The following is a 26,373-nucleotide window of genomic DNA, read 5'->3' as shown; positions in this document are numbered from 1 at the left end:
CTATAGGACATCTGCTGACTTGTAAAGACCGCGTAAATCGATGAAACCAGCACCCTCTTCACGCCAACGTGCCCTTACTAAGGATTCGAAACTGACCCCGCTAGACATGTTAAGGTGATCAGCATGATCGGTCACAATAATCTGAGGATTGATTCCTGTGGCAATTTTGGTTTCAGCACAAAACTTCACTAATTGATCGAATAAGTTTGTGACTGCAGTGATGTCCTCGTCGACTGCTCGACCATTTCTACTTGTGTCGCGGCTAGCCAATTCGATTGGTGAAAATTTTTTATCTCCATCAAGAATTGATGGAAAATAAACTTGGCTTGGTTGATCAAAAAATAGAATAGAAGGGATCGAAGCTTCCTCACCGATTTCGCAGAAATATCGTTGCAAACTAAGAAATAGTACTAGATGGCAGGAGAGCCAATTTGCTCCACTACCCATCGCGCGAAGGAAGACCTTTCGTTCCCCATCGTTGTGCCATAAGTCGAAAGTTTCCAAAGAAAATTGCAAATTGATTGGTTTATACGCTTTTTCGAAATCGAACCGGTCACTGTAGATTTTCATTAATGCACTGATTCTGGCTTCGGCTTTTTTGATTTTTTTCTCAATATCATAGTTTAGAGCAATCTCATCACGAATATCTTTTAACTCGATATCAATTGCTAGAATATCCGTGCCATCGTCTTTCTTTTTTGAATCTGCAAATTCCTGTAATACTGATTCAACTCGAATTTTTGCTTCCAAAGAAAGCTCGTATTGGTTTCGAGCGCTTTTGAGATCGTCGACCTGGTTACGGATTTTTTCAATTCGAGCCATACATGTCGCTAGCTCTGCACGAGCGTCTGCGACTTTTTTTTGCTTCTCTACGCGAATTTCATCAAGAGCGGCTTGTCTATAACTAGACCGCTTTAGTTCTGTATTCAGCCAGTTGATCGCTTCTGATAATTCATTCGCTCTTTGTTCAATCGCATCCGTCTCAGATTTGCAGAATGGACAGGCTGCGTGTGAAATTTCAGCGTTTTCCGGAATGCTAATTGTATTGCTGTAGTCAGCATATTTTTTTGCGAAACTTATTGAAGATTCGATCTCTGCAAGTTCAATTTGATTTTCTCGTAGTTTTCCAGTGAAAATACCCTTATTATTTAGCTCTTGTACCAATAGCTTGACATGCGCATCAGATAATGAAGAGAATTTTACAGGCGTGTTTTTTAATTTTGTTAATGCTATATCCGGCGAAAGGATTGCAGTGGCGACATCTAGCTCTAATTTTTTCCCGCTTATTGCCTCGAATGCGAATATTGTATCTTCAAGCCTTTTTTTGAACTGAATGTCACGATCTTTCTTCTTCGGTAGTTCGCGAATCAGTCTGCGTCGAGTTGCATCAAGTTCGTTCATCTGCTGTTTTAGAATAAAATATCTTTGATTCGCAAAACCCAGAAAAATTTTCAAATGGTCAATGGCCTGTTCGCGTTTTTCTTTTTGATCAAATCGATAGAAGATTGCATGCTTATTTGCAACTAAATTTTGATGTTGAAGAATAAAGGAAGAAAAACTTCTCACTGACGGTGTCGGTGCCCTTTGACCTCTACGGATTCGATCATCTAAATCTTCATCAATGTCGGTGACAGTAATATTGAAATATCGTTGAAGCTGCTTAAGAAATCGCGCTAATGGTGAGAAAGAATGAGATGGAAAGTAATTTGAATTAGCCCATTCTAAAGAAGAAAATTTTGCAAGATCGTGATCTTCTTTGACAAAAGCGTGAGTGTCATTTGGTCGTCGACCCAAAACTAAAACAGTGTTACGCACTTTTAATGCCACAAAAAATATTTTTGTGTTCTGTGTGATAACGCCAACTGGCACAGAAAAGTCTGAGCTTCCAAAGCAGTAGTCAAAAATTTCAATCAGTGCGCTTTTGCCAGTGGAAGATTTTCCAGTTACCACATTTACCCCGTCGGTAAATTTTACTGCATGCGGGTTATCGTCCGCATCGATAATTCCTATGTATATTACGCTGGATTTCATAAAGCAAGTACTCCTAACATTCTATATATCATTGGAATTTCATAGGCATTGAAGAAGATAGCAAGTCGCCGTGCTGCTTTTATCAATCCATCCGGTGAGGTTTTATCAAGTTTTTCAGACTGATTTAATATTGATATTTTGCTTCCATGAATCTTTATTGCTTGAGCTCCAATCAAATACTGAATTGTCAGATTGGTCAAATCTTTGTAATCCTCAACACGTTCAGCTAAGCCATGGACAAATTTTTTGCTCGCAATCATTGTGACCAAGCTGCTGCTATCTTTTGCGTTACAAAGTATCGCTCGACTTCTCCTATGAAGCACAAGGGGTAAAACTAAATAAGAAAGCAGAAGAGAATGTTCTTTTTCTCTCAGTTCTTCATAGAATGCCACCATAGCAGAAGAGAAAATGAACGGATTGTTGTGCAAGATGTTGAGATGAGAAATTGGATCGATTGAATTAAGTTCGCCTGTTGTTGTCGATTTTTGAGTCATTGCAACATCCATTGGAATTGATCGGGATGATTATTCATACGCAGATGCAATACACCGTTTCTAAACCATGACGGTGAATCTTCAAAGCCACGGAAATTTGGTGGTTGAGACAACATGACCTTAATGTAGAATATTTTTGAATTGTTAATTGTTGGTTCATATGACAAACACGCGGAGTCATATTCCAGATCAAATTTTTTCGCGACTTGCTTCTTGAATTCAAGTAGATCTTTTACGTAGATGGTATGATCTCCAAACAAGTCAGAAATTGTATTTATAGTTGTATGGTAATGGTGAATAGCATCAGCGACATGTTTGTGATGATCTATATCGAGAATCTTTTGCACGAAGTGATCATAAGACGGAGATGGAATTGTTGTTGGATCGAAATCGTCATAGTGAGCACTTGGAAATGTATGCGATTCTCTGCAAAAGAGGGTGTATAAATCCTGTAAGTAGACATCAAATTCCTCACCAGTGATTTCCCAGCGTTGAACCTTTGGGCGGCCTAATCGAGCGACATAACCTATCAATGTATCCACAAACTTTTGCTTATGTTTTTTGAGGATACCCTTTGAGCGAACATTCAAAAGTTTGGTGTAAAGATCAGATGGTGATGGTGAACTTGTTTCAATGAATATCTTACCTATTACTTCTAAAAATCTGGCTCTGTTCGTATCGCTTAAAAGGGCTCGTTGTTGTAAAAGTGTTTTGCTCGCAGTCGCAGCAGCATTATTTGAAAATTTTTTATTAAACTCATTTTCAAATTCTTTGTTGATAGCAACAAGGAGCTCGAGTCTGCGGTCGATGTCGCATGAATTCCAGTCTGCAATAGTGGCTTGAGCGCCGAATGGCTGGGTAGTGTATAGCACTAAAGATTTATACTTGGACTGATCGAAGCTTTTGTCCGACCAGTTAGTTACAGTATTCCAAAAATTGGGATGTCCGTCAGTTAGGGAGTCGGTATAGCATTTGACCTCAATTTGCGTCAGATTTTCAATTGTTACATCTCCTAGCTCTTCAATAACTAACGTTTGATCTGAGGCAAGTTCATAGCATTTATCAACAGCCACCCCAAGTTGGAAGACTACCGCGACGGTCGAGGCAGTTGCGTCGCTACGAGTTGTCGTTGTGGTCATGTCAATTAATGGTTGGAGATATTTGTTATGTTAACTTCATTCTATTATGGAAACGCTTGGAGGCGTTACTGTGAAAATATACATATGATTTGCGCGCTTTGTATCTATCGAATGTATGTTAAGTGAAATGGTGAAGGTGAGCGATTCACCAAAGATCATTAAAATGTCAATGCTTAGCTCAGGTGGAATGGAGATGAAAAAAAATGGCTACGAGCCAAAGGCATGCAACCAGATGATTTAAATTTTCGCCAGTAATTTGCGTAGGAAACTAATTATTGACGCAAGGACCTTTTGCTTTCTTATTCATGTGGATATTAGTGGCCAGTAAGTGCAAGTTTCACAAAATCATCGTCACATCAAAATAATATCGTACTGCTCCTGATGAAACACATTCTCCACCTGTAGTGAAATCGGCTTGCCGATGAAGTCGCCGAGCATGGCCAGGTGTTGGGATTCTTCTTCCAGGAACATGTCGACCACGACCTGTGAAGCCATGATGCGGAATTCACGCGGGTTGAATTGTTTGGCTTCACGCAGCAGCTCGCGCAGGATTTCGTAGCAAATGGTGCGGGCAGTCTTGACCTGGCCTTTGCCATTGCAGGCAGGGCAGGGTTCACACAGCACGTGGGCCAAGGATTCACGGGTGCGCTTGCGCGTGACTTCGACCAGGCCGAGGGCAGAAAAACCGGATACGGACAGCTTGGTGCGGTCGCGTGACAGGGCCTTGTTCAATTCAGTCAGTACGGCGGTCTTGTGTTCTTCATTCTCCATATCAATGATGTCGAGAATGATGATGCCACCCAGATTACGCAGGCGTAACTGGCGGGCGATGGCGTGGGCGGCTTCCAGATTGGTTTTGAAGATGGTGTCATCAAAATTGCGACCGGCGACAAAGCTGCCGGTGTTGACGTCAATGGTGGTCATGGCTTCAGTCTGATCAACGATCAGGTAACCACCAGATTTCAGATCCACGCGACGGCCCAGGGCTCTTTCGATTTCTTCTTCTACTCCATGCAGATCAAACAGCGGGCGCTCGCCGATGTAGTGCTGCAGCTTGCTCAAGACCGATGGCATGTAGCGCGTCGCAAATTCTTGCAGCATCAGGTAATTTTCGCGCGAATCGACTTGTATGCTGTCGGTTTCTTCGTTGACGAAATCACGCAATACGCGTTGTGCCAGGTTCAGGTCCTGATACAGCAGGGTAGTTGGCGGTTGGGTCTTGGCCAGTTGCAGTATGGTGGACCAGGTGCGGCGCAGGTAATCAACGTCGGCTTTCAGGTCTTCATCCGAGGCATCTTCTGCCATGGTACGGACGATGAAACCACCTTTCTCATCGTTTTGCTGCAGGCTTTGCACTTTTGCGCGCAAGGCTTCGCGCTCGGCTTCGTTTTCTATCTTTTGCGAGATACCAATATGCGAGTCTTGTGGCAGATACACCAGCATGCGGCCAGCAATCGAGATTTGCGTAGAAAGCCGGGCACCCTTGGTGCCTATCGGGTCTTTCACCACTTGCACGGTCACCGACTGGCCGTCGAACAATAATTTTTCTATCGGCGTCAGCGGCGAATTACTGCTGCCACTGCCATCTTGCGGACGGGCATCCCAGATGTCGGCCACATGCAAAAAGGCGGCACGTTCCAGGCCGATATCGATGAAGGCTGATTGCATGCCGGGTAGCACACGCACGACTTTGCCCAGGTAGATATTGCCGACCAGGCCGCGTGACAAGGTGCGTTCTATATGGAGTTCTTGTACTGCGCCCTGAAACATCAGGGCAACCCTGGTCTCTTGCGGAGTGATATTGATGAGGAGGTTTTCGCTCATGGACTTCTCAAAGACTTTATCTGTTAGGGAATAATGATACCTGTCTGACGCAACAACTGGCAGGTTTCAAACAAGGGTAATCCCATGATGCCAGAATAACTGCCTTTGATGTGCGAAATAAAGCGTGCAGCCGCTCCTTGGATGCCATAGCCTCCAGCTTTGTCATACGGTTCATTGCTGCGGCAGTAGGCCAGGATCTGCTGCTGATCCAGTTTGGCGAAACTGACTTCCGAGCATTGCGTGACGGCAGCGCTGCCCTGGGCTGAATGGACAGCGATACTGGTCAGTACCTGATGGGTTTGCCCGGACAGCATTTGCAGCATGCTGATGGCTTCTTCCAGATCGGCAGGTTTGCCCAGGATTTGCTGGCCCAACACGACAGTGGTGTCTGCCGCCAGCACCGGTCGTGCCAGCAGTTTGCGCTGGTGCATGGCTTCCCATGCCTTGTCGGCTTTTTCTTTGGTGACGCGGCTGACGTAGGCTTCCGGCGCTTCACCGGGCAGGACGATTTCAGTCACGTCGGGCCCGCGTGGCGGGGCATCGCGCAAGAGCAGCAGGTCAAATTCTATGCCGACCTGCTGTAGCAGTTCACGGCGTCTGGGGCTTTTGGAGGCGAGGTAGATTTTATTTTCGCGGAGCATATGTTTGTCCTGGCGTATGTTGATCACACCCTGTGGTAGGGGTGGTTTTGGGTAATCGACCAGGCGCGATAAAGCTGTTCGGCCAGCAGCACCCTGACCATGCCATGTGGCAGGGTCAGGCTGGAGATGCGTATCAGGGTATCGGCTTTAGCCTTGAATTCTGCATCCAGGCCATCGGCACCACCGATGACAAAGACGACATCGCGGCCATCCTGCTGCCATTGGGTCAGGTTTTGTGACAGTGCTACACTGGTCCAGTCCTTGCCGCGTTCATCGAGGGCGACAATGCGTGCATTCTTGGGGATGACGGCTTCGATTCTTGTGCGTTCCAATGCCATCACGGTTTCAGCGGTTTTACTGCCTGAGCGTTCTACCGGCTTGATTTCTTTGAGCAGCACACGGCATTCGGGCGGCATACGTTTGGCGTATTCCTGAAAGCCGGTTTCTATCCAGGCTGGCATTTTGTGGCCGACGGCGGCGATGATCAATTGCATGTTTTATAGTATCTTGAAACCAGATCTGCTTAAACAAATGGCTGCACCAGGCAGCCATTTGAAACGAGTTATTAACAGAATTATTCCTCTGTTTTTTTACGGGCTGGCGCACGTTTGGCTGGCGCCGCACCTGCTGCCGCACCGCGTTTTTCTGCAGCCTGTTTGGCTGAAGCCACGGCGGTTTTGGTAGAGGCTACCTTGACGCGGCCACCAGTCGGTATTTTGGCTGGCTTGGCTGGTTTGGCTGTACCATCGGCGGCTTTGCGCGCAACGGGTTTGCGTGCTGATTTAGCGTCTGCTTCACCGACAGTTTTGCTGATGCGTGGCTTGCGGGCTGGTTTCTTTTCATCATCCAGCGTGGTCTGGATCGCCATCATGTCATGCGTGACTTCCAGTGGAGCAGCCTTGCCAGCTGTTTTACGTGGAGCACGTTTAGGCTGGTCGCTTTCCTCTTCAGCATCCGCTTTTTTAACGGAAGTACGCTTGGCTGCGCCGAATTTCACAGGCTTGTCGCCCCACAGTTCTTCCAGGCGGTAGTAAGCACGGATGGCCGGTTGCATGATGTGCACGACGATATCGCCCAGATCGACCAGTACCCATTCGCCAGTCGCTTCACCTTCCATGCTGACGATAGTGCCGCCGTTTTCCTTGACTTTATCGCGTACGGAAGCTGCCAAAGCCTTGGTTTGGCGGTTGGATGTGCCTGATGCGATACAAACGCGGTCAAACAGGCTGGTCAGGTGGGTGGTTTCGTATAATTGTATGTCTTGGGCCTTGACATCTTCCAGAGCGTCAATGACCAAGCCTTGCAGTTTTTTAATATCCATATTTTATTGGTAGATAGTTTGTTGTTGTAAGTAGTCTAGCACCTTGTGCGGGACTAGCAATCTTGTTGTCGGGTTATGCTGTTTTAATTCTGTACGTAGTTGGGTTGCAGATACATCCTGTGCAAGGTTTCTTTCCAGATAAGTGCCACCTGCAGGCCGCGAGCGCATTTCCAGGGCGCTGATGGCATTTTTCTTCCAGATGTCAGCAATGTCGGGGCTGCTGATATCCAGGCTGAAGCCTGGGCGTGAAGCAGCGCAAAGATGCGCTACATCAAGCAAGGCTTGCCAATTGCGCCAGGTGTGCAAATTTTGCAACTGATCTGCACCCATGGCAAACACCAGTGATGCCTGCTCGCCAACTTCCGTACGTAACTGGTGCAAGGTATCGATGGTGTAATTATTTTTACCCTGTTCTGCCCGGATAATTTCTTGCTCATCTATCCTGACAGGGCAGAGTTGCCAATCTTCAAAAGCCAGCTCCAGCATGGCCAGCCTTTGTTTTGCCGTCGCTTGCAATTCATTCTTTTGCCACTGCTGGCCGACGGGAACGATGCGTAATTCATCCGGTTTCAATGCCGTTGCCAGGCTATGGGCAAGGGCGATATGTCCCAGATGGACAGGGTCAAAGCTGCCACCCAGTACCAGGATGCAGGGTTTTGCGGCAGTTTCTATACCCATTCCTTGTGTACCAGAAAGTCGGTGACCAGTTTTGCCTCTGGGCTGCCGGCTGCCGGCTGCCAGTCATAACGCCATTTGACGATGGGGGGCATGGACATCAGTATGGACTCTGTCCTGCCGCCGGATTGCAGACCGAAATGGGTGCCACGGTCAAATACCAGGTTGAATTCCACATAGCGACCACGACGATATGCCTGGAAATCACGCTCACGCTCGCCATATGCCTGGTCTTTACGTCGTTCCAGTATCGGACGATACGCAGGGACGAAGGCATCGCCCACATTGCGCATCATTGCAAAACTACTGGCAAAATCAATTTCATTGAAATCATCAAAGAAGATACCGCCTACGCCACGGGCTTCCTTGCGGTGTTTCAGGTAAAAATAGTCGTCACACCATTTCTTGAAGCGGGCATGCAAATCTGTACCAAAAGGCTGGACTGCATTTTTACAGGTTTGGTGAAAGTGGGTGGCATCTTCTGTAAAGCCATAATAAGGCGTCAAGTCCATACCGCCGCCAAACCACCAGACATCTTCCTGCCCTTCAGCATGGGTGGTGAAAAAGCGTACATTCATGTGTACGGTGGGGGCATAGGGGTTGCGCGGATGCAAGACCAGCGATACACCCATGGCTTCCCACTGACGGCCAGCCAGTTCAGGGCGGCTGGCAGCAGCAGATGGTGGCAGGTTTTTACCCATGACATGGGAAAAATTTACGCCGCCACGTTCAAATACCTTGCCTTCTTCTATCACGCGCGAGATACCGCCACCCCCTTCGGGGCGTTCCCAGCTATCGCTGATAAAAGCTTGGCCATCAACTTCTTCCAGAGCCGCGACTATACCAGCCTGCAGGCCCAAGAAGTAATTTTTAACCGCGAGTGTATCTGTCATTCTGCTATCTACTCTAAAAAACGCAAGGGGCTGGACCCTGCATCATGGTCCAACCCACTTTAAAAGATCGATGACGCACTATGTGGCATTCACAGCAAGTACGCCTGACCAGGATTAGTGTTTGCGGTTCAGCGCACGCCAGCCTATATCGTGGCGATACTGCATGCCATCGAAATGGATTTTTTCGACCGTTTCATAGGCGTGTTTCTGCGCCTGTTTGACGGTATCGCCCAGGCCAACCACGCATAACACCCGGCCACCATTCGTAGTCAACGTCTTTTCATCCAATGTGGTGCCGGCATGGAAGGTCACGGTTTCAACAGTTTCTGCGGGGATGCCACTAATCGTGTCGCCCTTGCGCGGGTTGTCCGGGTAATCTGCGGCGGCCATGACGATGCCCATGGCGGTACGCCTGTCCCAATCCAGTTCCACGGTATCGAGCGTGCCATTCACTGCGTGCTCCATGACATGCAGGAGATCAGTTTTCAGGCGCGTCATGATGGGCTGGGTTTCAGGATCGCCCATGCGGCAATTGAATTCCAGCGTCTTTGGATTGCCCTGGTCATCAATCATCAGGCCCGCATACAAAAAGCCGGTAAACACGATGCCGTCTTTGATCATGCCCTGTACCGTAGGCACAATGATTTCGCGCATCACGCGTGCATGCAATTTTGGTGTAACGATAGGGGCAGGGGAGTACGCACCCATGCCGCCCGTGTTTGGACCTTCGTCATTGTCCAGCAAACGTTTATGATCCTGGCTGGTGGCCAGTGGCAGAATATTCTTGCCATCCACCATGACGATGAAGCTGACTTCTTCTCCAGCCAAAAATTCTTCGATCACCACGCGGGCACCAGCATCGCCCAGCTTATTGTCAGACAACATCATGTCGACAGCAGCATGCGCTTCTTCCAGCGTCATGGCCACGACCACACCCTTGCCGGCAGCCAGGCCATCAGCCTTGATGACGATAGGTGCGCCCTTGGCATTGATATAGTCATGCGCTGGCACCAGGTCGGAAAAAGTCTGGTATTCAGCCGTTGGGATGGCGTGCCTGTGCATGAAAGCCTTGGCGAAATCCTTGGAGCTTTCCAGTTGTGCCGCTTCTTTGGTCGGGCCAAAAATTTTCAGGCCACGTTCGCGGAAAATATTCACGATACCGGCAGCCAGCGGTACTTCCGGGCCGACCACGGTAATACCGATATGTTCTTGCTCGGCAAAATCTGCCAGCGCAGCCGGATCGGTAATGTTGATGTTTTTCAGGCGTATGTCAGCAGCTGTGCCGCCATTGCCAGGGGCCACAAAAATGGTTTGTACACGGTCAGATTGCGCGAGTTTCCAGGCGAGTGCATGTTCACGGCCACCAGAGCCGACTACGAGTAATTTCATCTTAATCTTCTATGATGGCGTTGGTGAATACTTCTTGTACGTCGTCGAGGTTTTCCAATGCATCCAGCAATTTTTGCATTTTGATGCCTTCATCACCGGCAAACACCGTTTCTGTACTTGGTTTCATGACCACTTCAGCGACTTCGGCCTTGAAACCGGCTTTTTCCAGGCTGATCCGCAGATCAGACAGGCTGAACGGCGTGCAAATGACTTCGATTCCGCCTTCGTCATCGGTGACCACATCGTCAGCACCGGCTTCGAGTGCAGCTTCCATCAGCGCATCTTCATTCGTGCCAGGCGCAAAAAACATCTGGCCGCAATGTTTGAACAAAAAGGCAACAGAGCCTTCAGTCCCCATATTGCCACCGAATTTATTGAAAGCATGGCGCACTTCAGCCACGGTACGGACGCGGTTGTCGGTCATGCAGTCAACCACGATGGCGGCACCGCCTATGCCATAACCTTCATAGCGTACTTCTTCATAATTTGCGCCTTCCAGCGTGCCAGCACCGCGTTGTATCGCGCGCGTGACGTTTTCCTTGGGCATATTGGCATCTGCTGCCTTGTCTACTGCCAGGCGCAGGCGCGGATTGGAATTCACATCCTCACCGCCCATGCGTGATGCAACCGTGATTTCCTTGATCAGACGCGTCCAGATCTTGCCGCGTTTGGCATCTGTGGCTGCTTTTTTATGCTTGATATTGGCCCATTTACTATGTCCTGCCATGATCGCTCTTTCCTGAATTGACAATAGCTCACCCTGAGGGCGGCAATTTTGCCTGGCTTGGTTTTATAATGAAGACCAGTATTTTACCATAGTGGTACAGACCGAATTCCCCAAATCACCTTCCAAAAATATGTCAAAACCATTGTTGATCGCTAAAAGTTCCGAAATCGACCTGAATTTACTGTCCGACTGGGCTAACCGGCATGGCTGCATCACCGGCGCAACCGGTACCGGCAAGACCGTCACGCTACAGGCCATGGCACAGGCATTTTCAGATATCGGGGTGCCAGTATTCATGGCCGATGTCAAAGGTGATTTGTCCGGTATGGCCAAGGCCGGCAACGCCAGCAGCAAGATGCAGCAAAGGCTGCAAGCCCTGCAAATGGATGAACCCGTGTGGCAGGCTTGCCCGGTCACTTTCTGGGACGTGTTTGGCAAGCAAGGCCATCCGGTGCGTGCCACGGTATCTGACCTGGGTCCTTTGTTGCTGGGCCGTATGCTGAACCTGAACGATACCCAGGAAGGTGTCCTGCAACTTGCCTTCAAGATCGCGGACGATCACGGCTTGTTGCTGCTTGATACCAAGGATTTGCGCGCGATGCTGCAATACCTGGCCGAGAATGCCTCCGTATTCCAGACCGAATACGGCAATATTTCTGCCGCCAGTGTCGGTGCAATACAGCGTTCCTTGCTGACCATCTCCGAGCAGGGAGGCGAGCAATTCTTTGGCGAACCCATGCTGAACCTGGATGACATGATGCAGACCGACGGCAATGGCCGCGGTTTCGTGAATATCCTGGCGGCCGATCAATTGCTGCAATCACCGCGCCTGTATTCGACTTTCCTGCTGTGGATGTTGTCCGAACTGTATGAGCATTTGCCTGAGGTTGGCGATGTTGATCAACCCAAGATGGTGTTCTTTTTTGATGAAGCCCATTTACTGTTTGATGAAGCGCCCAAGGTCTTGCTGCAAAAAATTGAACAGGTGGTGCGCCTGATCCGTTCCAAGGGCGTCGGTGTGTATTTTGTGACGCAGAATCCGCTGGATATACCGGACACTGTTCTGGGGCAGCTTGGCAATCGCGTACAACATGCCTTGCGTGCGTATACCCCACGTGACCAGAAAGCTGTGCAGGCTGCCGCAGAAACCTTCCGCCCCAATCCAGCACTGGATACAGCGGCAGTGATTGCCGAATTGGGTGTGGGTGAAGCCCTGGTGTCCTTCCTGGATGAAAAAGGTCGTCCGAATATCGTGCAACGTGCCTTGATCGTGCCACCAATTTCGCAGATAGGTGCAATTACTGCCGACGAACGTCAACAGCTTATGCAGACCTCCATCGTCGCCGGTGTCTATGAAAAACATATAGACCGCGAATCTGCATATGAAAAACTGACAGGTCGTGTGGCTACCCGTGCAGCGACGGCTGCGACTGACAGGGATGAAAATCTGCAAGCTGGCAGCAGGGATGAACCAGCAGCGGCAGATACCAATGGGTGGGGTAATGCACCATCGGCACCGTCAGCACCATCGGCACCAGCCAGGCCCACAGGCGGGTTCGGGCGCGTAGCTCAGCCCGCACAGCAGGAAGGTGGTGGTGTTGGCGATACGCTGAAAAGCGTATTCGGTAATTTGCTTGGGGGCGGGGGCTTGCGACGCAAGGACAATGTGGTGGAGACCATGATCAAGTCTACAGTCAGAACCATGGGGTCTCAGGTTGGACGTGAAATCATCCGTGGTGTGCTGGGGTCCATCCTGAAGAAATAAACACAAACCGGAAGGGCTTTGTCCCTTCCTGGCACTGATGGATTTCAGTCGTGCTGACCTGAATTGGCCAGGCGTTTGAAAATACTGCTCAAATCGGAAGCCTGCTGTTTCAGAGCTACAGGTTTTTGACGTAACTGTGGCGTTTCAGTTTGCGCGCGTTTCGGGCGAAGTACCGGTTGATCGGCATATTGCAATCTGGGTGTGTACATGTGGTGCTCCTGAGCAGTGCTGTTATCCATAAATCAAGTGTAATGAAATTTGCATCTTTTAATGGTTACACAAAGTCAAATTGACCACTAAATCAGGGATACGGTGTAAAAGATTGTGAGTTATTTCCCAGGAGGAAATTAAAATGCCTGGATCAGGGACGGAATGAGAGAATAAAGCGGGTCGGCAAGGTTTTTTTGCCAGCATCGACGTATCGGAAGGTTTTAAACAAATTATTTTATGCAGCCCAACAACCCAGTTTTACTTGCTAGACGTTCTTACCTGACTGGTCTTGCAATTGCCCTGATTGGTGCCATCCTCTTTTCCACCAAAGCTATCGTCGCCAAGCTGATTTACCGTTATAACGTGGATGCGGTTACCCTGATTTTTTTTCGCATGGCATTTTCATTGCCGATTTTTGCCGGCATAGCCCTGTGGCAGATGCATAAGGGTGGCAGTCTGAGCCGGAAAGACCGCCTCAGCCTGATAGGTCTGGGGCTGATTGGTTATTACCTGTCATCCTTCCTTGATTTCCTGGGTTTGCAATACATTACCGCCGGTCTGGAGCGGCTGATCCTGTTTCTGACACCTTCTTTTGTGTTGCTGATATCTGCTTTCTTCTTGAAACGTGCCGTCAGCCGGCTGGAATGGCTGGCCCTGATGGTTTCCTACATGGGCATCGTGCTGGTGTTTTTCCATGACCTGAAGTTTGGCGGCAGCAATGTTTTGCTGGGTTCGTTACTCGTACTGGGGGCGGCGGTGTCCTATGCCCTGTATTTGATACAGTCTGGTCAGCTGGTACAGCGATTGGGTTCCTTGCGTCTGGTGTCTTATGCGATGTGTGTGTCCAGTGCCGCCTGCATAGGCCAGTTTTTTGTTCTGCGCCCGGCATCCATGCTGGTGCAGCCGCTTGCTGTATATTCTTTGTCAGTGGTGAACGCCATCCTGTGTACGGTACTGCCGGTATTCATGACCATGATTGCTGTAAAGAAGATTGGTGCGGCAACGGCGTCGCAGGCTGGCATGATAGGGCCGGTATCGACCTTGTTTTTAGGGGCGTATTTTCTCAATGAACCCATCACAGCCTGGCAAATGGCAGGTACAGTGCTGGTCATGGGAGGCATGTACTTGCTGTCGGCAAAGAAAACTTCAGCTTAGACCATGAGGCAGGTGCAGCATGGAAGCGGATTGAACCATCAGGAGCCAAAAATGGTAATGGTAAAAGCAGTCAGGATGCAGCAAACCGGCGGTCCGGAAGTCATGGAATATGTCGATGTTGAACTGGGACAACCCGGTGCCGGTGAAGTACTGGTGCGTCACAAGGCTTGCGGCCTGAATTTCATCGATGTGTATTTTCGTACCGGGCTCTACGCGCAGCCCCTGCCTGGCGGGTTGGGCATGGAAGGCGCAGGCATCGTCGAAGCCGTGGGGCCAGGCGTCACCTATGTGCACGTTGGCGACCGCGTTGCCTATGCTGGCAGGCCAAGTGGTGCCTATGCAGAAGCGCGCATCATGCCGGCAGACAATCTGGTGCGCCTGCCTGACAGCATTGGCTTTGAAACTGCCGCAGCAATGATGTTGCAGGGTTTGACGGTGCAATATTTATTTCATCGCACCTTTTCTTTACAGGGTGGTGAAACCATACTCTTTCATGCCGCCGCCGGTGGGGTAGGCCTGATTGCCAGCCAGTGGGCAAGAGCCATAGGGGTGACCATGATAGGTACCGTGGGCTCTGACGAAAAGGCCGAACTGGCAAAAGCCCATGGCTGTACCCATGTCATCAACTACAACAAAGAAAATTTTGTTCAGCGTGTTCGTGAAATTACGGATGGAAAAGGGGTGCCTGTCGTTTATGATTCCATCGGCAAGGATACCTTCATCAATTCGCTTGATTGCCTGGCACCGCTGGGCATGATGGTCAGTTTTGGGAATGCGTCGGGTCCGGTACCGTCTTTCAGCCTGAATGAGCTGGCCGCACGTGGTTCCCTGTTTATTACCCGCCCCAGTTTGATGAGCTATACCGCGAAGCGCGATGATCTTGAACAAATGGCGGCACAATTGTTTTCCATGGTGGAAAGCGGCAAAATCAAAATAGATATCCGTCAGCGCTATGCCCTGAGCGAGGTCGCCCAGGCACATCGTGACCTGGAAGCACGAAAAACAACAGGTTCTACCATATTAATTCCATGATGCAAGATAATATGACACAAGTGACACCACCAAAAAAGCCGGATGGGCAGCAAAATGATGGCCCCAAATTCGGACGCCTGCTTGTCGTCCTTATTTTTGCCGTCATGCTGATAGTTGTTATTACCCTTGCTTCAGAGGCTTACTATACTAATTAATGAAGCTTGAAGATTAAAAGAAATGCAAGGAACTATCCTTGCTTTTAATTGATATTGGTATTCTTTTTTGTCGTTTTTTGCCTGTACAGACAATTCAGGCCGTGAGCAGTGTACATTTGGTGGTGCGTGGCGCACCTGTTTTGCGCGCCATGTTGCTGCAGTTTTATCAACCATTCTGATTACAATAAAAACTAGCAATGGACACCCTTCCACTGAATACCGCTAAAACCAGCGAATTTTCGAGCTCCAGTCGTTTGCTGATATTACAAAGTTTGGTGCCGATAGCGACCAATCTGGTGTCCTCACAACTGGAAGCATTTGCTGGTCGCCTGACCGAAGCCTTGTTCAAGTTGTCGGATCAGACCGTCAGGCCTGAAGAAGTAGCAATCAGTTTCCAGGCGTATCAGCAACTGAAACGCAATGGCACCACCTTTTACCGCCTGGTGGCAGGACAGATCAATGCCGCCCTGGCCAAGGAAGTCAGTGTGGTGAACACGCGCAAGCGTGCCAGAACCGATGAAGGAAAGCAGGATTTCTCGCTCGTCAGTTTCGAGGAGATGGAAAGCAAGGTACTCAGCCGTAATCTTAGCCAGTCACTGGAAGTGAGTAATGCCGAGCAACTGGTGGCGCTGAACACGCGTATAGGCCATGTCTTGCGCAGAACACCGATCAGCGTGTCGCAAAACCCGTTTCGCCCTGAACTGTTTGTCAAGGCGGTACATCAGGCCTGGATGGAACTGGAACCCGATCCGGCAACCCATCATCTGATTTTGCGCTTGTTGCGACCAGAACTGTTTTTGCAATTGGGAGCGATTTATCGGGAATTGAACCAGGCATTGATAGAGCGTGGCATTCTCCCCAATATTAATGACGGGTATAAGAACAAGCAAAAGAAAAACATGCTGTCGTCGTCAGAAGATATCAGCGACCGCGATCCCTATCTGGAAAATAAGTTAAGGAATATGTTCTCTGGCGCATCCACGCCTGCTTCTTTCAGCAACACTGTTAGTGGCGGTGGCGGTGGCGGTGGCGGTGGCGGTGGCGGCGGTGGTGGCGCGGACGGCGTGCCATATGTCGGTGGCCAGCAGGGGGGCGGTGGCGGTGGCTTTGCCGGTAACGGCAATGTCGGTGGTGGTGGTGGACATGCGCCCGACATGGTTACCATTGATCGTCAGTTTTTTGACTACCTGACTAGCGTACAAAGGACGATCTCGGGCAATCCCATGCCCATGGATACGGCGCATTTGCGGCAACTGTCACAGCAGCCGAATGCCGAAAGCCTGACACACATCGATCAAAGCACCATCGAGCTGCTGGCGCGGATTTTTGATTATGTATTCAACGATGCCAGCATCCCGGCAGATATCAAGGGCCTTATCGGTCAGTTACAGATACCCACGCTCAAAGTGGCATTGCTGGATAAAGATTTCTTTTTCAAGGAAGACCATCCAGCCAGGGTATTGATTGATACGCTGGCAAAATCCAGCGTCTTGCTCAACAGCGATACCACGACAGAAGATCCGCTCTATCAGATGATAGAAGGCATCGTCGAACGGGTGCAGCAGGATTTTGATCAGCAGATAGAATTGTTTTCTGACGTTGTCGCCGATCTTGAAGCCTTCCTGAAAGAAGAGGAGCAGCAAACCGAAGTAGCCATCAGCGAGCCGGTGGCAGTCGCCCTGAAGCAGGAGAAAATGCGGCTGGCGCGTGAGTTTGCCGAAAATGACGTCGCCATCCGGGTAGAAACCGGTGAAGTTGCCGGCTTTCTGGAAGTGTTTTTGAAAGAGCAGTGGATACGTATCCTGACCATTGCCCATAACGTCAAGGAAGAAAAGCCCAACGCCCTGGAAAACGCCCTGCGGACGATGGATGATCTGATCTGGAGCCTGAAACCGAAAAACAGTGCGGAAGAACGCAAGGAACTGGTCAGCAAATTGCCGGCCATGCTGTCGCTGTTGAATGCCTGGCTGAATGCGATCAAATGGGATGAACCTGAACGCGTCATATTCTTTTCCAAACTGGCAGAACGGCATGCTGCCATTGCCCGCGCACCGCTGGAATTGTCACCGCGCCGCCAACTGGAAATTGCCGTCAATATTGCGCAAAGAGCCAGTGAAAGACGTTTGAACCGCCATGTGCAGGATCAGATAGAGCAACCAGTGGATAACTGGGCGCGCGTCATCGAAACCATGGAACGCGGTATCTGGGTTGACTTCACCCGGCAAAGTGGCGTGACCACCCGTTTCAAATTGGCCTGGGTCAGCCCCAAACGCACCCGGTATATCTTCACCAACCGTCAGGGGCATGATGCATTCTCTGTGTCGAGTGAAGAATTGGTTACCCAGTTCCGTGAAGGCAGTGCGATACAGATCGTTGCCGAATCGGTGGTGGACCGCGCCCTGGTGGAAGCACTGAGAGATCCGCCAGCCTGACGATAGGCTGATCGGTCCTTGGTGCTAAAAAAACAGAAAAACCCTATATAAAAATGCCCCTGGATGCTATGCACATCCAGGGGCATTTTTTTTGCTTACGGACGGTGCCGTTATTATTTATCCATCTTTATTTCGACTTCAATGGTGCTGCCATTTTTACCTGGGAAGCCATGCAGGGCACTGTCCATCATCCAGGGCATGAAGGTCGATATTTCCAGTTCGGTCTGCTCTGAGCTGACCTTGATATCCGCAAGTTTTTTGGCTGGACTGATGCCGTCTATATGGATTTCCAACTGATGCAGATAGGTGGCACGTAGGCTGAAATCTGTCCAGTAGCGTGGATAACCGCCCCAGCCCCAGTAGGGGTAAGGATAGCCTAAGCGATAACGATATATCCCCCGGCTAAAATGCATGTTCCAGAATGGATCATAAATCGCTGGATGCCATAACGGTGAATACTGGATTTCCCTTAGTGTGGTCCCGTATTTCATTCCTACCTTCATGGCAGGTGTGGCACCGGCGCTGATTTCGGTGAAACCCAGAACCTGCAGGCGGTTACGCAGCATGTCTTCATATAATTTATGCTCAGGATTATTTTCCTGTCCCGGCGCACGTTCAAAGATATACGATTTATCGGTTGCGGCTGCAGGCCATTCATGAAATACGCTGACCTGGCTGCTGAAGGTCGTTGCACAGCCACTCAGTAAAACACTACAGGCCACAGCAAATAGCATGGCAATTTTTTTCATGGTGCGACTCCTTGATATTTCAGTTCTTGTTCTATCACTTCATGATATGCATCATCGCGCAAACATGTTGTGATTTCTGTAACGTGTTGTAACGACTTTGTGACCGTCGGTAAAAAGCCATGATATTCCAGGTTTTTTATAAAATTTTTAGCGGGTCTCTGCAAAAAATCCACAATCGGACCAAATTTTCTGCGTTATTGCAAAGTAATTATGACTGCTTTTGTGCCTGCTCACACACAGCTTGGTAAAATGGCAGTCTTCGCAGGGTTCACAAGACTTTGCCATTCCATTTATTTTCGCGAGATATTCAATCCATGCGCAACGATACTGCCAGCAAACCACAGACTATTTTCCGTAAAGACTACGTTGCCCCAGGCTTTTGGGTGGACACGGTAGAGATGGGTTTCGACCTTGATCTGCAAGCGACACACGTGGCAACCCGCATGACCATGCGCCGCAATCATGACAGCAAAGAGAAAGACCTGGTACTGTTCGGTGAATCCCTGAAGTTGCTGCAACTGCGCATGAACGGCATCAGCTTGAAGAAAAGCGCTTACAAGATAGAAGGCGAAACCCTGCGCATAGCCAATGCCCCGGACGAAGTGACGCTGGAAATTGAAACCCTGATCAATCCGCAAAAAAATACCTCGCTGTCTGGCCTGTATGCATCGAATGGCAACTTCATTACCCAGTGTGAGGCAGAAGGTTTCCGTAAAATCACCTGGTTCCCCGACCGTCCCGATGTCATGGCAAAATATACTGTCATGCTGCGTGCCGACAAGAAAAAATTCCCTGTCCTGTTGAGTAACGGTAACCTGATTGCAGAAGGCGATCTGGGCGATGGCCGCCATTTCGCCAAATGGGAAGACCCGTTCAAAAAACCTTCCTACCTGTTCGCTCTGGTGGCCGGCAAGCTGGTGTGCCAGGAAGAAAAATATAAACTCAAATCCGGTCGCAAAGCCCTGCTGCAAGTCTGGGTGGAAGAAGGCAATCTGGACAAGACCCAGCATGCCATGGATTCCCTGAAAAACAGCATACGCTGGGACGAACAGCGCTTTGGACTGGAACTGGACCTGGATCGCTTCATGATCGTCGCCACCGGCGACTTCAATATGGGGGCGATGGAAAACAAGGGCTTGAATATTTTCAATACCAAGTTTGTGCTGGCCAATCCATCCATCGCGACGGACGTCGATTATGCCGGCATAGAATCCGTGGTGGGTCATGAATACTTCCATAACTGGACTGGTAACCGCGTCACCTGCCGCGACTGGTTCCAGTTGTCGTTGAAAGAAGGCCTGACGGTTTTCCGTGACCAGGAGTTTTCTGCTGATCTGGTTGGCACAGCCACCGGTCGCGCCGTTAAACGTATCGACGATGTACGCCTGCTGCGTCAGGTGCAATTTTCGGAAGATGCGGGCCCTATGGCCCATCCGGTACGTCCTGATTCTTTTGTGGAAATCAATAATTTCTACACCGTCACGATTTACGAAAAAGGTTCGGAAGTCGTGCGCATGTATTACACCCTGCTGGGCCACGATGGCTTCCGCAAGGGCATGGATTTGTATTTTGAACGGCATGATGGTCAGGCCGTGGCATGTGATGATTTCCGTGCTGCCATGGCCGATTCCAGTGGTCGTGACCTGACCCAGTTTGAGCGCTGGTATAGCCAGGCCGGTACCCCACGCGTCAAGGTGGCAACCACCTATGATGCAGAAGCGCAAACGTATGAAATCAAACTCAGCCAGTCTTGCCCGGCCACCCCAGGACAAGTTAAAAAACTGCCTTTCCATATCCCGGTTGCCATGGGTTTGCTGGGCGCTGATGGCAAGGACATGGCGCTGCATTGCGTCGATTATGAAGCGCAGGCAGGTGCAAACAGTCTGGTGCTGGAACTGACAGAAGAAAGCCAGACCTTCCGCTTCAGCAAAGTCAGTAGCAAGCCTGTGCCTTCGCTGCTGCGCAATTTCTCTGCACCGGTGGTGCTGGAAATTGATTATAGCGATGAAGAACTGGGCCTCTTGCTGGCCAATGACAGCGACCCGTTCAACCGCTGGGAAGCTAGCCAGCGCCTGGCCACACGCCGCCTGGTAAAACTGACCACTGCCGTACAACAAGGCGAAGAACTGACACTGGACAGCATGTTCATCGACGCCCTGCGCGCCACCCTGAATGATGCCAGCCTGGACCCGGCTTTCCGTGAACTGGTGCTGACCCTGCCTTCCGAAGCCATGATTGCAGAAGAATTCAAGGTGGTGGACCCGCAGGCCATTCATGCTGCACGCAAGTTCGCCCGCGCCACCCTGACCGAACATCTGCGTGCCGATTTATTGAGTGCCTATGAAGGCCATCTGACACCTGGCAAATACAGCCCGGATGCACAATCCATGGCCAGACGCGGTTTGAAAAACCTGGCCCTGTCGTATTTGCTTGAATGGTCGGATGATTCCACTTTTGATCTGGCGAAAACCCAGTTTGATGAAGCTGAAAACATGACAGATCGCCTGGCAGCACTGACCGCCCTGACTAATTTCAGCGGCAAGGACAAACATGCCAAAGCCGCCGCCAGGGCTCTGAACCAGTTCTTCAAAGACTTCAAGAAAGAAGCTCTGGTCATCGATAAATGGTTTATGTTGCAGGCCACTGCACGTACTACCGATGTCGCCAAAGTGCGTGAGCTGATGAAGCATCCAGCCTTCACACTGAACAACCCCAACCGTGCACGCAGTCTGACTTTTGCCTTCTGTAACGCCAATCCGGCGCGCTTTCATGCAGTTGACGGCAGTGGTTATGCCTTGTGGGCAGAATTGGTGATTGCATTGAACAAGCTCAACCCACAGGTGGCAGCCCGTTTGGCACGCAGCATGGATCGTTGGAAGAAGTATCCAAAGAATTTGCAAACCCATATGAAGGCAGCCCTGCAAAAAGTAGCTGACACCAAGAAGTTGTCGAAAGATGTGCTGGAAGTAGTCAGCAAGGCCCTGGCATCCTGAAAACCTGTTTTCGATCTTACTGCGCGAGCGTGATTGGGGCTCATGCGCTGCTCAAAATGCTCATGTACTACAGTACATTCCGCTTTTTGCGCGGCTCTTCACCCCGCTGACGCACGCTCGCTACAGATCGTAAACAGGTTTTGAACGACTTATTGAACAAACTATTGACAAGAATTACTGAAAAAATCGAGAGAACAACATGAAACGTGTAAGCCTGACTCAGTACCTGGTCGAAGAGCAGCGCCTGAATAATTCAATACCGGCTGAACTGCGCCTGCTGATCGAAGTGGTGGCGCGTGCCTGCAAGACCATCAGCCATGCGGTAGGCAAGGGCGCATTAGGCGAAGTGCTGGGTACCGCCGGCAGTGAAAACGTCCAGGGCGAAGTGCAAAAGAAACTCGACATCCTGTCGAATGAAATTTTGCTGGAAGCGAATGAATGGGGTGGTCACCTGGCAGCCATGGCATCGGAAGAAATGGAAAGCATCCATCCTATCCCTAACCGCTATCCACAAGGCGAATACATGCTGCTGTTTGATCCACTCGATGGTTCCAGCAATATTGATGTCAATGTCTCCATCGGTACCATCTTCTCGGTATTAAAGGCGCCGGAAGGTATGGGCAAGCCCTCCGAGCAAGACTTCCTGCAACCAGGCAGCAAGCAGGTCGCCGCTGGTTATGCCGTGTATGGTCCACAGACTGTGTTGGTATTGACCACCGGCAATGGCGTGAACTGCTTCACCCTCGACCGCGAAATGGGTTCCTGGGTACTGACACAACGCAATATGCAAATCCCGGAAGATACCAAGGAATTTGCCATCAATTCTTCCAACACCCGCCACTGGTATCCACCAGTCACACGCTATGTGGATGAAATGCTGGCCGGCAGCACTGGCCCCCGCGGCAAAGAATTCAACATGCGCTGGATCGCCTCCATGGTGGCTGACGTACACCGTATCCTCAACCGCGGCGGCGTCTTCATGTACCCTGCAGACAAACGTGAACCAGACAAGGCAGGCAAACTGCGTCTGATGTACGAAGCCAACCCCATGTCCTTCATCGTCGAACAGGCTGGCGGCGCGTCCACCGACGGCAAGCAACGCATGCTGGACATTCAGCCAGAAAAACTGCATCAGCGTGTTGCGGTGTTTTTGGGATCTAAAAATGAAGTCGAGAGAGTGACGCAGTACCATCAGGAATGATGAGCCTGAATGTAGCAAATCAAAACGCGAAGTTTGATGCTTCGCGTTTTTTTTATGGTTACTCGTGTTTTTAATAAAGACCTCTCAACACAGAGGCACGGAGACACAGAGAAAAACAGAGAAAACTTGAATACCTTTTAAATGTTTTGATTTTCTCTGTGACTCCTCTGTGTCTCGGTGCCTCTGTGGTGAGCTTTTTGGTCTTGAAAAACTAATTAATATTTTATTCGACCTAATTATCAGTAAATTCAATATTTGACATATCACTCCACGCAAGGCAATCTCTCATATACTATTTTTATCGTGCAACCCCTGGAGTCCCATCATGCCCGTTTACCGTTCCCGTACCACCACCCATGGCCGCAATATGGCGGGTGCCCGCGCTCTGTGGCGTGCGACTGGCATGAAAGATGGTGATTTTGATAAACCTATCGTCGCGGTTGTCAATTCCTTCACCCAGTTTGTGCCTGGTCACGTGCATTTGAAAGACCTGGGCCAGATGGTGGCGCGCGAGATTGAAGCGGCTGGCGGCGTCGCCAAAGAATTCAATACCATTGCCGTGGATGACGGGATCGCCATGGGTCATGGCGGCATGTTGTATTCGCTGCCTTCACGCGAACTGATTGCTGATTCGGTGGAATACATGGTCAATGCCCACTGTGCCGATGCCATGGTGTGTATTTCCAACTGCGACAAGATTACCCCCGGCATGCTGATGGCTGCCATGCGTTTGAATATCCCGGTGGTGTTTGTATCCGGTGGCCCGATGGAAGCTGGCAAGGTGCTGGAGACTTTGCATCCCAAGCAGACTGGCGAGCAAAGGATCATGAAGATCGATCTGGTTGATGCCATGATCAAGGCTGGCGACAGCAAGGTGTCGGATGAAGAAATTGGACGTATCGAACGTTCTGCCTGTCCGACCTGTGGTTCCTGCTCCGGCATGTTCACGGCAAATTCCATGAACTGCCTGACCGAAGCATTGGGTCTGTCTTTGCCAGGTAATGGCACGATTTTGGCGACCCATGCCGACCGTAAGGAATTATTCCTGCGTGCCGGTCGCTTGGTGGTGGAACTGGCCAAGCGCCATTATGAACAAGATGATTATTCCGTCCTGCCACGCTCGATAGCCAACAAGGCGACCTTTGAAAATGCCATGGCGCTGGATGTGTCCATGGGTGGTTCTACCAATACTGTTTTGCATTTGCTGGCAGCGGCGCATGAAGCTGGTGTGGATTTCAAGATGGCAGATATCGACCGTATCTCCCGCAAAGTACCCTGCCTGTGCAAGGTCGCGCCGATGACCGATAAATACCATATCGAAGATGTGCATCGTGCCGGTGGCATTATCTCTATCCTTGGTGAACTGGCACGCGCCGGTTTGCTCGATACCACACGCCCCACCGTACATAGCCCAACCATGGCAGACGCGATTGCGCAAAACGATATCGCCGTGACTGACAATGCTGCGATACGCAAATTATTCAGCGCTGCACCAGGTGGCGTGTCTACCCAGACTGCATTCTCGCAAGACAAGCGCTTTGACAGCCTGGATACTGACCGCCAGGCTGGCTGCATACGCGACAAGGCGCATGCCTATTCGCAAGATGGCGGCTTGGCTGTACTGTATGGCAACCTGGCAGAAAAAGGCTGTATCGTCAAAACTGCTGGCGTTGATGAAAGCATTTTGAAATTTACCGGCAAGGCACGTGTATTTGAAAGCCAGGACTCGGCAGTCGAAGCCATCCTTGGTGATACCGTGCATGAAGGCGACGTTGTCATCATCCGTTATGAAGGCCCTAAAGGTGGCCCTGGCATGCAGGAAATGCTTTATCCAACCTCGTATATCAAATCCAAGGGCCTGGGCAAAGCTTGCGCGCTGTTCACGGATGGTCGTTTCTCGGGTGGTTCTTCCGGTCTGGTGATTGGTCATGCTTCACCTGAAGCAGCAGAAGGCGGAGCTATAGGCCTGGTGGAAGAGGGCGATATCATAGAAATCGATATTCCGGCCCGTACCATCAACCTGAAGGTCAGCGATAGCGATCTGGCGCAGCGCAGGGCAGCAATGGAAGCACGCGGCCCGCAAGCCTGGCAGCCGGTAGGCCGGGAACGTTATGTCTCACAAGCCTTGCAGGCGTATGCAGCCCTGGCAACATCGGCTGACCGTGGCGCGGTCAGGGATATCACCCAGTTACAGCGTAAATAAAAGCGTCGTCCCAGCGAAATAATCCGCTGCTTGACATCGCAGGGCATTGGTATAAACCGATGCCCTTTTTTTATTGCAGAAATCCTCTAATCTGTTCGGTACTTGCTTTCTGGCACGCCGACCATACATAGTGATCAGGGCTTGAAAATAAAACGATCGTTCACCGCAGAAGTAGGAAATGCACGCCTCGTTTATACTCTGGTCTGGGCCGTCAGGTTTTTAATGATGGTCATAGCAGAATACCAAGCAATATTTATAAAAAGAATCCGTGAGAATTGTATGTTAAGCAATGACCAGCCTGTCGATCTGAAGGAACAGGCACTGGAATACGTTACCTCCTGTAATTTGCCCATGAGCTGGGCGACTTTCCGCATGCATGCCTTTGTTGAAACGGCAACAGGCAAGGAGCATATCGCCCTGACTCTGGGGGATGTGGCCGATGGCCAGCCGGTGTTGGCACGCATCCATTCCGAATGCCTGACGGGTGACGCCCTGTTCAGCCAGCGCTGCGATTGCGGCCCGCAACTGGAACTGGCCCTGCAAAAAATTGCCCATGAAGGACGCGGTGTCTTGTTATATCTGCGTCAGGAAGGTCGCGGCATCGGTCTGGTCAACAAAGTCCGTGCATATCGCCTGCAAGATGAGGGTGCGGATACGGTAGAAGCCAATCAAAGGCTGGGTTTTGCGGCGGACTTGCGGGATTACAGCCTGTGCGACCCCATGCTCAAGCACCTGGGTATCGGCTCAGTCAAACTGATGACGAATAACCCGCGCAAGATCGCTGCGATGGAAGGCATGAAGATCACGGTGAAAGAACACATTCCCCTGATTATCAAACGCAATCCATTTAACGAGCGTTACTTGGCCACCAAGGCTACCAAGCTCGGGCATCTGATACAGCCAGAGCTGTAAGAACGTGTTTACGATCTTACTGCGCTGGCGTGATCGGGGCTCATGCGCTGCTCAAAATGCTCATGGTCTTAGAAGCTATTCGAGATCTTATTGTAAACAAAAAGAATATTGCGTAAACTTGGGTGATGAGAAAAACCTACCCAAGCGATATCAGTCGAGAACAGTTTGCGAAGATAGAAGATCTTCTGCTGAGCGCACGCAAGAAAACCAAGCCGCGCAAAGTGGATTTATATGATGTGTTTTGCGCGGTATTGTACGTGTTAAAAAGCGGCTGCCAGTGGGACATGATACCGAGCGACTTTCCTCCCAAAAGTACGGTGTACACGTACTTCAAGCAATGGAAAGAGAAGCCGTTGGGAAGTGAGTTAAGCCTGCTGGAGCAGGCATTAAAAAAATCAGGTTGGCGCGGCCCGTATCAAACATGGTCGGAGC

Annotated in this window: 23 protein-coding genes and 1 pseudogene; 11 read left to right on the top strand and 13 right to left on the bottom strand. The window is 50.1% G+C overall.

The window, feature by feature from the left end:
* From ACO0LM_RS25730 to ACO0LM_RS25680, 11 genes are all read right to left on the bottom strand, one after another.
* Entirely contained in the window at window positions 1–2,031 is a 2,031-nt protein-coding gene (locus ACO0LM_RS25730) for a DUF3732 domain-containing protein (protein WP_423041293.1), read from the bottom strand.
* Complete coding sequence (locus tag ACO0LM_RS25725; RefSeq protein WP_423041291.1) at window positions 2,028–2,525, bottom strand: three component ABC system middle component; 498 nt, start codon at window positions 2,523–2,525, stop codon at window positions 2,028–2,030. Before ACO0LM_RS25725 ends, ACO0LM_RS25730 begins: the two co-directional genes overlap by 4 nt.
* Complete coding sequence (locus tag ACO0LM_RS25720; RefSeq protein ID WP_423041289.1) at window positions 2,522–3,664, bottom strand: hypothetical protein; 1,143 nt, start codon at window positions 3,662–3,664, stop codon at window positions 2,522–2,524. Before ACO0LM_RS25720 ends, ACO0LM_RS25725 begins: the two co-directional genes overlap by 4 nt.
* A 351-nt stretch (window positions 3,665–4,015) precedes the next feature.
* The gene (gene rng / locus ACO0LM_RS25715; protein WP_423041287.1) at window positions 4,016–5,488 is read right to left on the bottom strand and encodes a ribonuclease G; all 1,473 of its coding nucleotides are present in this window, start codon (window positions 5,486–5,488) and stop codon (window positions 4,016–4,018) included.
* A gap of 23 nt (window positions 5,489–5,511) precedes the next feature.
* Window positions 5,512–6,129 carry a Maf family protein gene (locus ACO0LM_RS25710; RefSeq protein ID WP_423041285.1) on the bottom strand — a complete coding sequence of 206 codons (618 nt, stop codon included), beginning with the start codon at window positions 6,127–6,129 and terminating at the stop codon, window positions 5,512–5,514.
* 23 nt (window positions 6,130–6,152) lie between these two features.
* Window positions 6,153–6,623 (bottom strand): 23S rRNA (pseudouridine(1915)-N(3))-methyltransferase RlmH, encoded by a 471-nt coding sequence (rlmH, locus tag ACO0LM_RS25705; protein ID WP_422987909.1) that lies wholly within the window; start codon window positions 6,621–6,623, stop codon window positions 6,153–6,155.
* Window positions 6,624–6,703: 80 nt separating this feature from the next.
* Complete coding sequence (gene rsfS, locus ACO0LM_RS25700; RefSeq protein ID WP_423041283.1) at window positions 6,704–7,450, bottom strand: ribosome silencing factor; 747 nt, start codon at window positions 7,448–7,450, stop codon at window positions 6,704–6,706.
* Between the two features lie 3 nt (window positions 7,451–7,453).
* Entirely contained in the window at window positions 7,454–8,128 is a 675-nt protein-coding gene (gene nadD, locus ACO0LM_RS25695) for a nicotinate (nicotinamide) nucleotide adenylyltransferase (RefSeq protein WP_423041281.1), read from the bottom strand.
* A complete protein-coding gene (hemF, locus tag ACO0LM_RS25690; protein WP_423041279.1) occupies window positions 8,119–9,018 on the bottom strand; it encodes an oxygen-dependent coproporphyrinogen oxidase in 900 nt (299 codons plus the stop codon). Before hemF ends, nadD begins: the two co-directional genes overlap by 10 nt.
* Before the next feature lie 114 nt (window positions 9,019–9,132).
* Window positions 9,133–10,407 (bottom strand): phosphoribosylamine--glycine ligase, encoded by a 1,275-nt coding sequence (gene purD / locus ACO0LM_RS25685; protein ID WP_423041277.1) that lies wholly within the window; start codon window positions 10,405–10,407, stop codon window positions 9,133–9,135.
* Between the two features lies 1 nt (window position 10,408).
* Complete coding sequence (locus ACO0LM_RS25680) at window positions 10,409–11,134, bottom strand: YebC/PmpR family DNA-binding transcriptional regulator (RefSeq protein ID WP_423041275.1); 726 nt, start codon at window positions 11,132–11,134, stop codon at window positions 10,409–10,411.
* 130 nt (window positions 11,135–11,264) lie between these two features.
* Here ACO0LM_RS25680 and ACO0LM_RS25675 point away from each other — a divergent pair, with 130 nt between their 5' ends.
* Window positions 11,265–12,899 carry a helicase HerA-like C-terminal domain-containing protein gene (locus ACO0LM_RS25675; protein WP_423041273.1) on the top strand — a complete coding sequence of 545 codons (1,635 nt, stop codon included), beginning with the start codon at window positions 11,265–11,267 and terminating at the stop codon, window positions 12,897–12,899.
* Window positions 12,900–12,943: 44 nt separating this feature from the next.
* Here ACO0LM_RS25675 and ACO0LM_RS25670 read toward each other — a convergent pair whose 3' ends face one another.
* Complete coding sequence (locus tag ACO0LM_RS25670; protein ID WP_423041271.1) at window positions 12,944–13,108, bottom strand: hypothetical protein; 165 nt, start codon at window positions 13,106–13,108, stop codon at window positions 12,944–12,946.
* A gap of 238 nt (window positions 13,109–13,346) precedes the next feature.
* Between ACO0LM_RS25670 and ACO0LM_RS25665 the strand changes: the two genes are divergently transcribed.
* Genes ACO0LM_RS25665 through ACO0LM_RS25645 form a run of 5 tightly spaced genes read left to right on the top strand, consistent with a single transcriptional unit; the run spans window position 13,347 to window position 17,883 of the window.
* On the top strand, window positions 13,347–14,264 hold the full coding sequence (locus ACO0LM_RS25665) for a DMT family transporter (protein WP_423041269.1): 918 nt from the start codon (window positions 13,347–13,349) through the stop codon (window positions 14,262–14,264).
* 57 nt (window positions 14,265–14,321) lie between these two features.
* Complete coding sequence (locus ACO0LM_RS25660) at window positions 14,322–15,296, top strand: quinone oxidoreductase family protein (RefSeq protein WP_423041376.1); 975 nt, start codon at window positions 14,322–14,324, stop codon at window positions 15,294–15,296.
* Between the two features lie 11 nt (window positions 15,297–15,307).
* Window positions 15,308–15,451 carry a hypothetical protein gene (locus tag ACO0LM_RS25655; RefSeq protein WP_423041267.1) on the top strand — a complete coding sequence of 48 codons (144 nt, stop codon included), beginning with the start codon at window positions 15,308–15,310 and terminating at the stop codon, window positions 15,449–15,451.
* A gap of 38 nt (window positions 15,452–15,489) precedes the next feature.
* Window positions 15,490–15,630, top strand: a complete 141-nt coding sequence (locus ACO0LM_RS25650) for a hypothetical protein (protein ID WP_423041265.1) — start codon at window positions 15,490–15,492, stop codon at window positions 15,628–15,630.
* Window positions 15,631–15,648: 18 nt separating this feature from the next.
* Entirely contained in the window at window positions 15,649–17,883 is a 2,235-nt protein-coding gene (locus ACO0LM_RS25645) for a DUF1631 family protein (protein WP_423041263.1), read from the top strand.
* A gap of 113 nt (window positions 17,884–17,996) precedes the next feature.
* Here ACO0LM_RS25645 and ACO0LM_RS25640 read toward each other — a convergent pair whose 3' ends face one another.
* Entirely contained in the window at window positions 17,997–18,632 is a 636-nt protein-coding gene (locus ACO0LM_RS25640) for a hypothetical protein (protein WP_423041262.1), read from the bottom strand.
* 314 nt (window positions 18,633–18,946) lie between these two features.
* On the opposite strand from ACO0LM_RS25640, the gene pepN reads away from it, so the two are divergent.
* From pepN to ACO0LM_RS25615, 5 genes and pseudogenes are all read left to right on the top strand, one after another.
* Window positions 18,947–21,625 (top strand): aminopeptidase N, encoded by a 2,679-nt coding sequence (gene pepN / locus ACO0LM_RS25635; RefSeq protein WP_423041260.1) that lies wholly within the window; start codon window positions 18,947–18,949, stop codon window positions 21,623–21,625.
* Between the two features lie 199 nt (window positions 21,626–21,824).
* On the top strand, window positions 21,825–22,826 hold the full coding sequence (locus ACO0LM_RS25630) for a class 1 fructose-bisphosphatase (protein WP_423041258.1): 1,002 nt from the start codon (window positions 21,825–21,827) through the stop codon (window positions 22,824–22,826).
* Window positions 22,827–23,151: 325 nt separating this feature from the next.
* Window positions 23,152–25,029, top strand: coding sequence for a dihydroxy-acid dehydratase (gene ilvD / locus ACO0LM_RS25625; RefSeq protein WP_423041256.1), 1,878 nt, complete (start codon window positions 23,152–23,154; stop codon window positions 25,027–25,029).
* Between the two features lie 279 nt (window positions 25,030–25,308).
* The gene (gene ribA / locus ACO0LM_RS25620; RefSeq protein ID WP_423041254.1) at window positions 25,309–25,941 is read left to right on the top strand and encodes a GTP cyclohydrolase II; all 633 of its coding nucleotides are present in this window, start codon (window positions 25,309–25,311) and stop codon (window positions 25,939–25,941) included.
* 125 nt (window positions 25,942–26,066) lie between these two features.
* Window positions 26,067–26,373, top strand: a pseudogene (locus ACO0LM_RS25615) (transposase); the annotation flags it as partial.

The sequence above is a fragment of the Undibacterium sp. Di26W genome, assembly GCF_049340265.1.
Classification (GTDB): Bacteria; Pseudomonadota; Gammaproteobacteria; order Burkholderiales; family Burkholderiaceae_D; genus Undibacterium.
The sequence above is the reverse complement of the archived record's forward strand: the minus strand, read 5'-3'. Positions and strand labels throughout refer to the sequence as shown.

Coding starts and splice junctions, on each gene's coding strand:
- ACO0LM_RS25730 (WP_423041293.1), bottom strand. CDS start 2,031: ATGAAATCCAGCGTAATATACATAGGAATTATCGATGCGGACGATAAC.
- ACO0LM_RS25725 (WP_423041291.1), bottom strand. CDS start 2,525: ATGACTCAAAAATCGACAACAACAGGCGAACTTAATTCAATCGATCCA.
- ACO0LM_RS25720 (WP_423041289.1), bottom strand. CDS start 3,664: ATGACCACAACGACAACTCGTAGCGACGCAACTGCCTCGACCGTCGCG.
- rng (WP_423041287.1), bottom strand. CDS start 5,488: ATGAGCGAAAACCTCCTCATCAATATCACTCCGCAAGAGACCAGGGTT.
- ACO0LM_RS25710 (WP_423041285.1), bottom strand. CDS start 6,129: ATGCTCCGCGAAAATAAAATCTACCTCGCCTCCAAAAGCCCCAGACGC.
- rlmH (WP_422987909.1), bottom strand. CDS start 6,623: ATGCAATTGATCATCGCCGCCGTCGGCCACAAAATGCCAGCCTGGATA.
- rsfS (WP_423041283.1), bottom strand. CDS start 7,450: ATGGATATTAAAAAACTGCAAGGCTTGGTCATTGACGCTCTGGAAGAT.
- nadD (WP_423041281.1), bottom strand. CDS start 8,128: ATGGGTATAGAAACTGCCGCAAAACCCTGCATCCTGGTACTGGGTGGC.
- hemF (WP_423041279.1), bottom strand. CDS start 9,018: ATGACAGATACACTCGCGGTTAAAAATTACTTCTTGGGCCTGCAGGCT.
- purD (WP_423041277.1), bottom strand. CDS start 10,407: ATGAAATTACTCGTAGTCGGCTCTGGTGGCCGTGAACATGCACTCGCC.
- ACO0LM_RS25680 (WP_423041275.1), bottom strand. CDS start 11,134: ATGGCAGGACATAGTAAATGGGCCAATATCAAGCATAAAAAAGCAGCC.
- ACO0LM_RS25675 (WP_423041273.1), top strand. CDS start 11,265: ATGTCAAAACCATTGTTGATCGCTAAAAGTTCCGAAATCGACCTGAAT.
- ACO0LM_RS25670 (WP_423041271.1), bottom strand. CDS start 13,108: ATGTACACACCCAGATTGCAATATGCCGATCAACCGGTACTTCGCCCG.
- ACO0LM_RS25665 (WP_423041269.1), top strand. CDS start 13,347: ATGCAGCCCAACAACCCAGTTTTACTTGCTAGACGTTCTTACCTGACT.
- ACO0LM_RS25660 (WP_423041376.1), top strand. CDS start 14,322: ATGGTAAAAGCAGTCAGGATGCAGCAAACCGGCGGTCCGGAAGTCATG.
- ACO0LM_RS25655 (WP_423041267.1), top strand. CDS start 15,308: ATGACACAAGTGACACCACCAAAAAAGCCGGATGGGCAGCAAAATGAT.
- ACO0LM_RS25645 (WP_423041263.1), top strand. CDS start 15,649: ATGGACACCCTTCCACTGAATACCGCTAAAACCAGCGAATTTTCGAGC.
- ACO0LM_RS25640 (WP_423041262.1), bottom strand. CDS start 18,632: ATGAAAAAAATTGCCATGCTATTTGCTGTGGCCTGTAGTGTTTTACTG.
- pepN (WP_423041260.1), top strand. CDS start 18,947: ATGCGCAACGATACTGCCAGCAAACCACAGACTATTTTCCGTAAAGAC.
- ACO0LM_RS25630 (WP_423041258.1), top strand. CDS start 21,825: ATGAAACGTGTAAGCCTGACTCAGTACCTGGTCGAAGAGCAGCGCCTG.
- ilvD (WP_423041256.1), top strand. CDS start 23,152: ATGCCCGTTTACCGTTCCCGTACCACCACCCATGGCCGCAATATGGCG.
- ribA (WP_423041254.1), top strand. CDS start 25,309: ATGTTAAGCAATGACCAGCCTGTCGATCTGAAGGAACAGGCACTGGAA.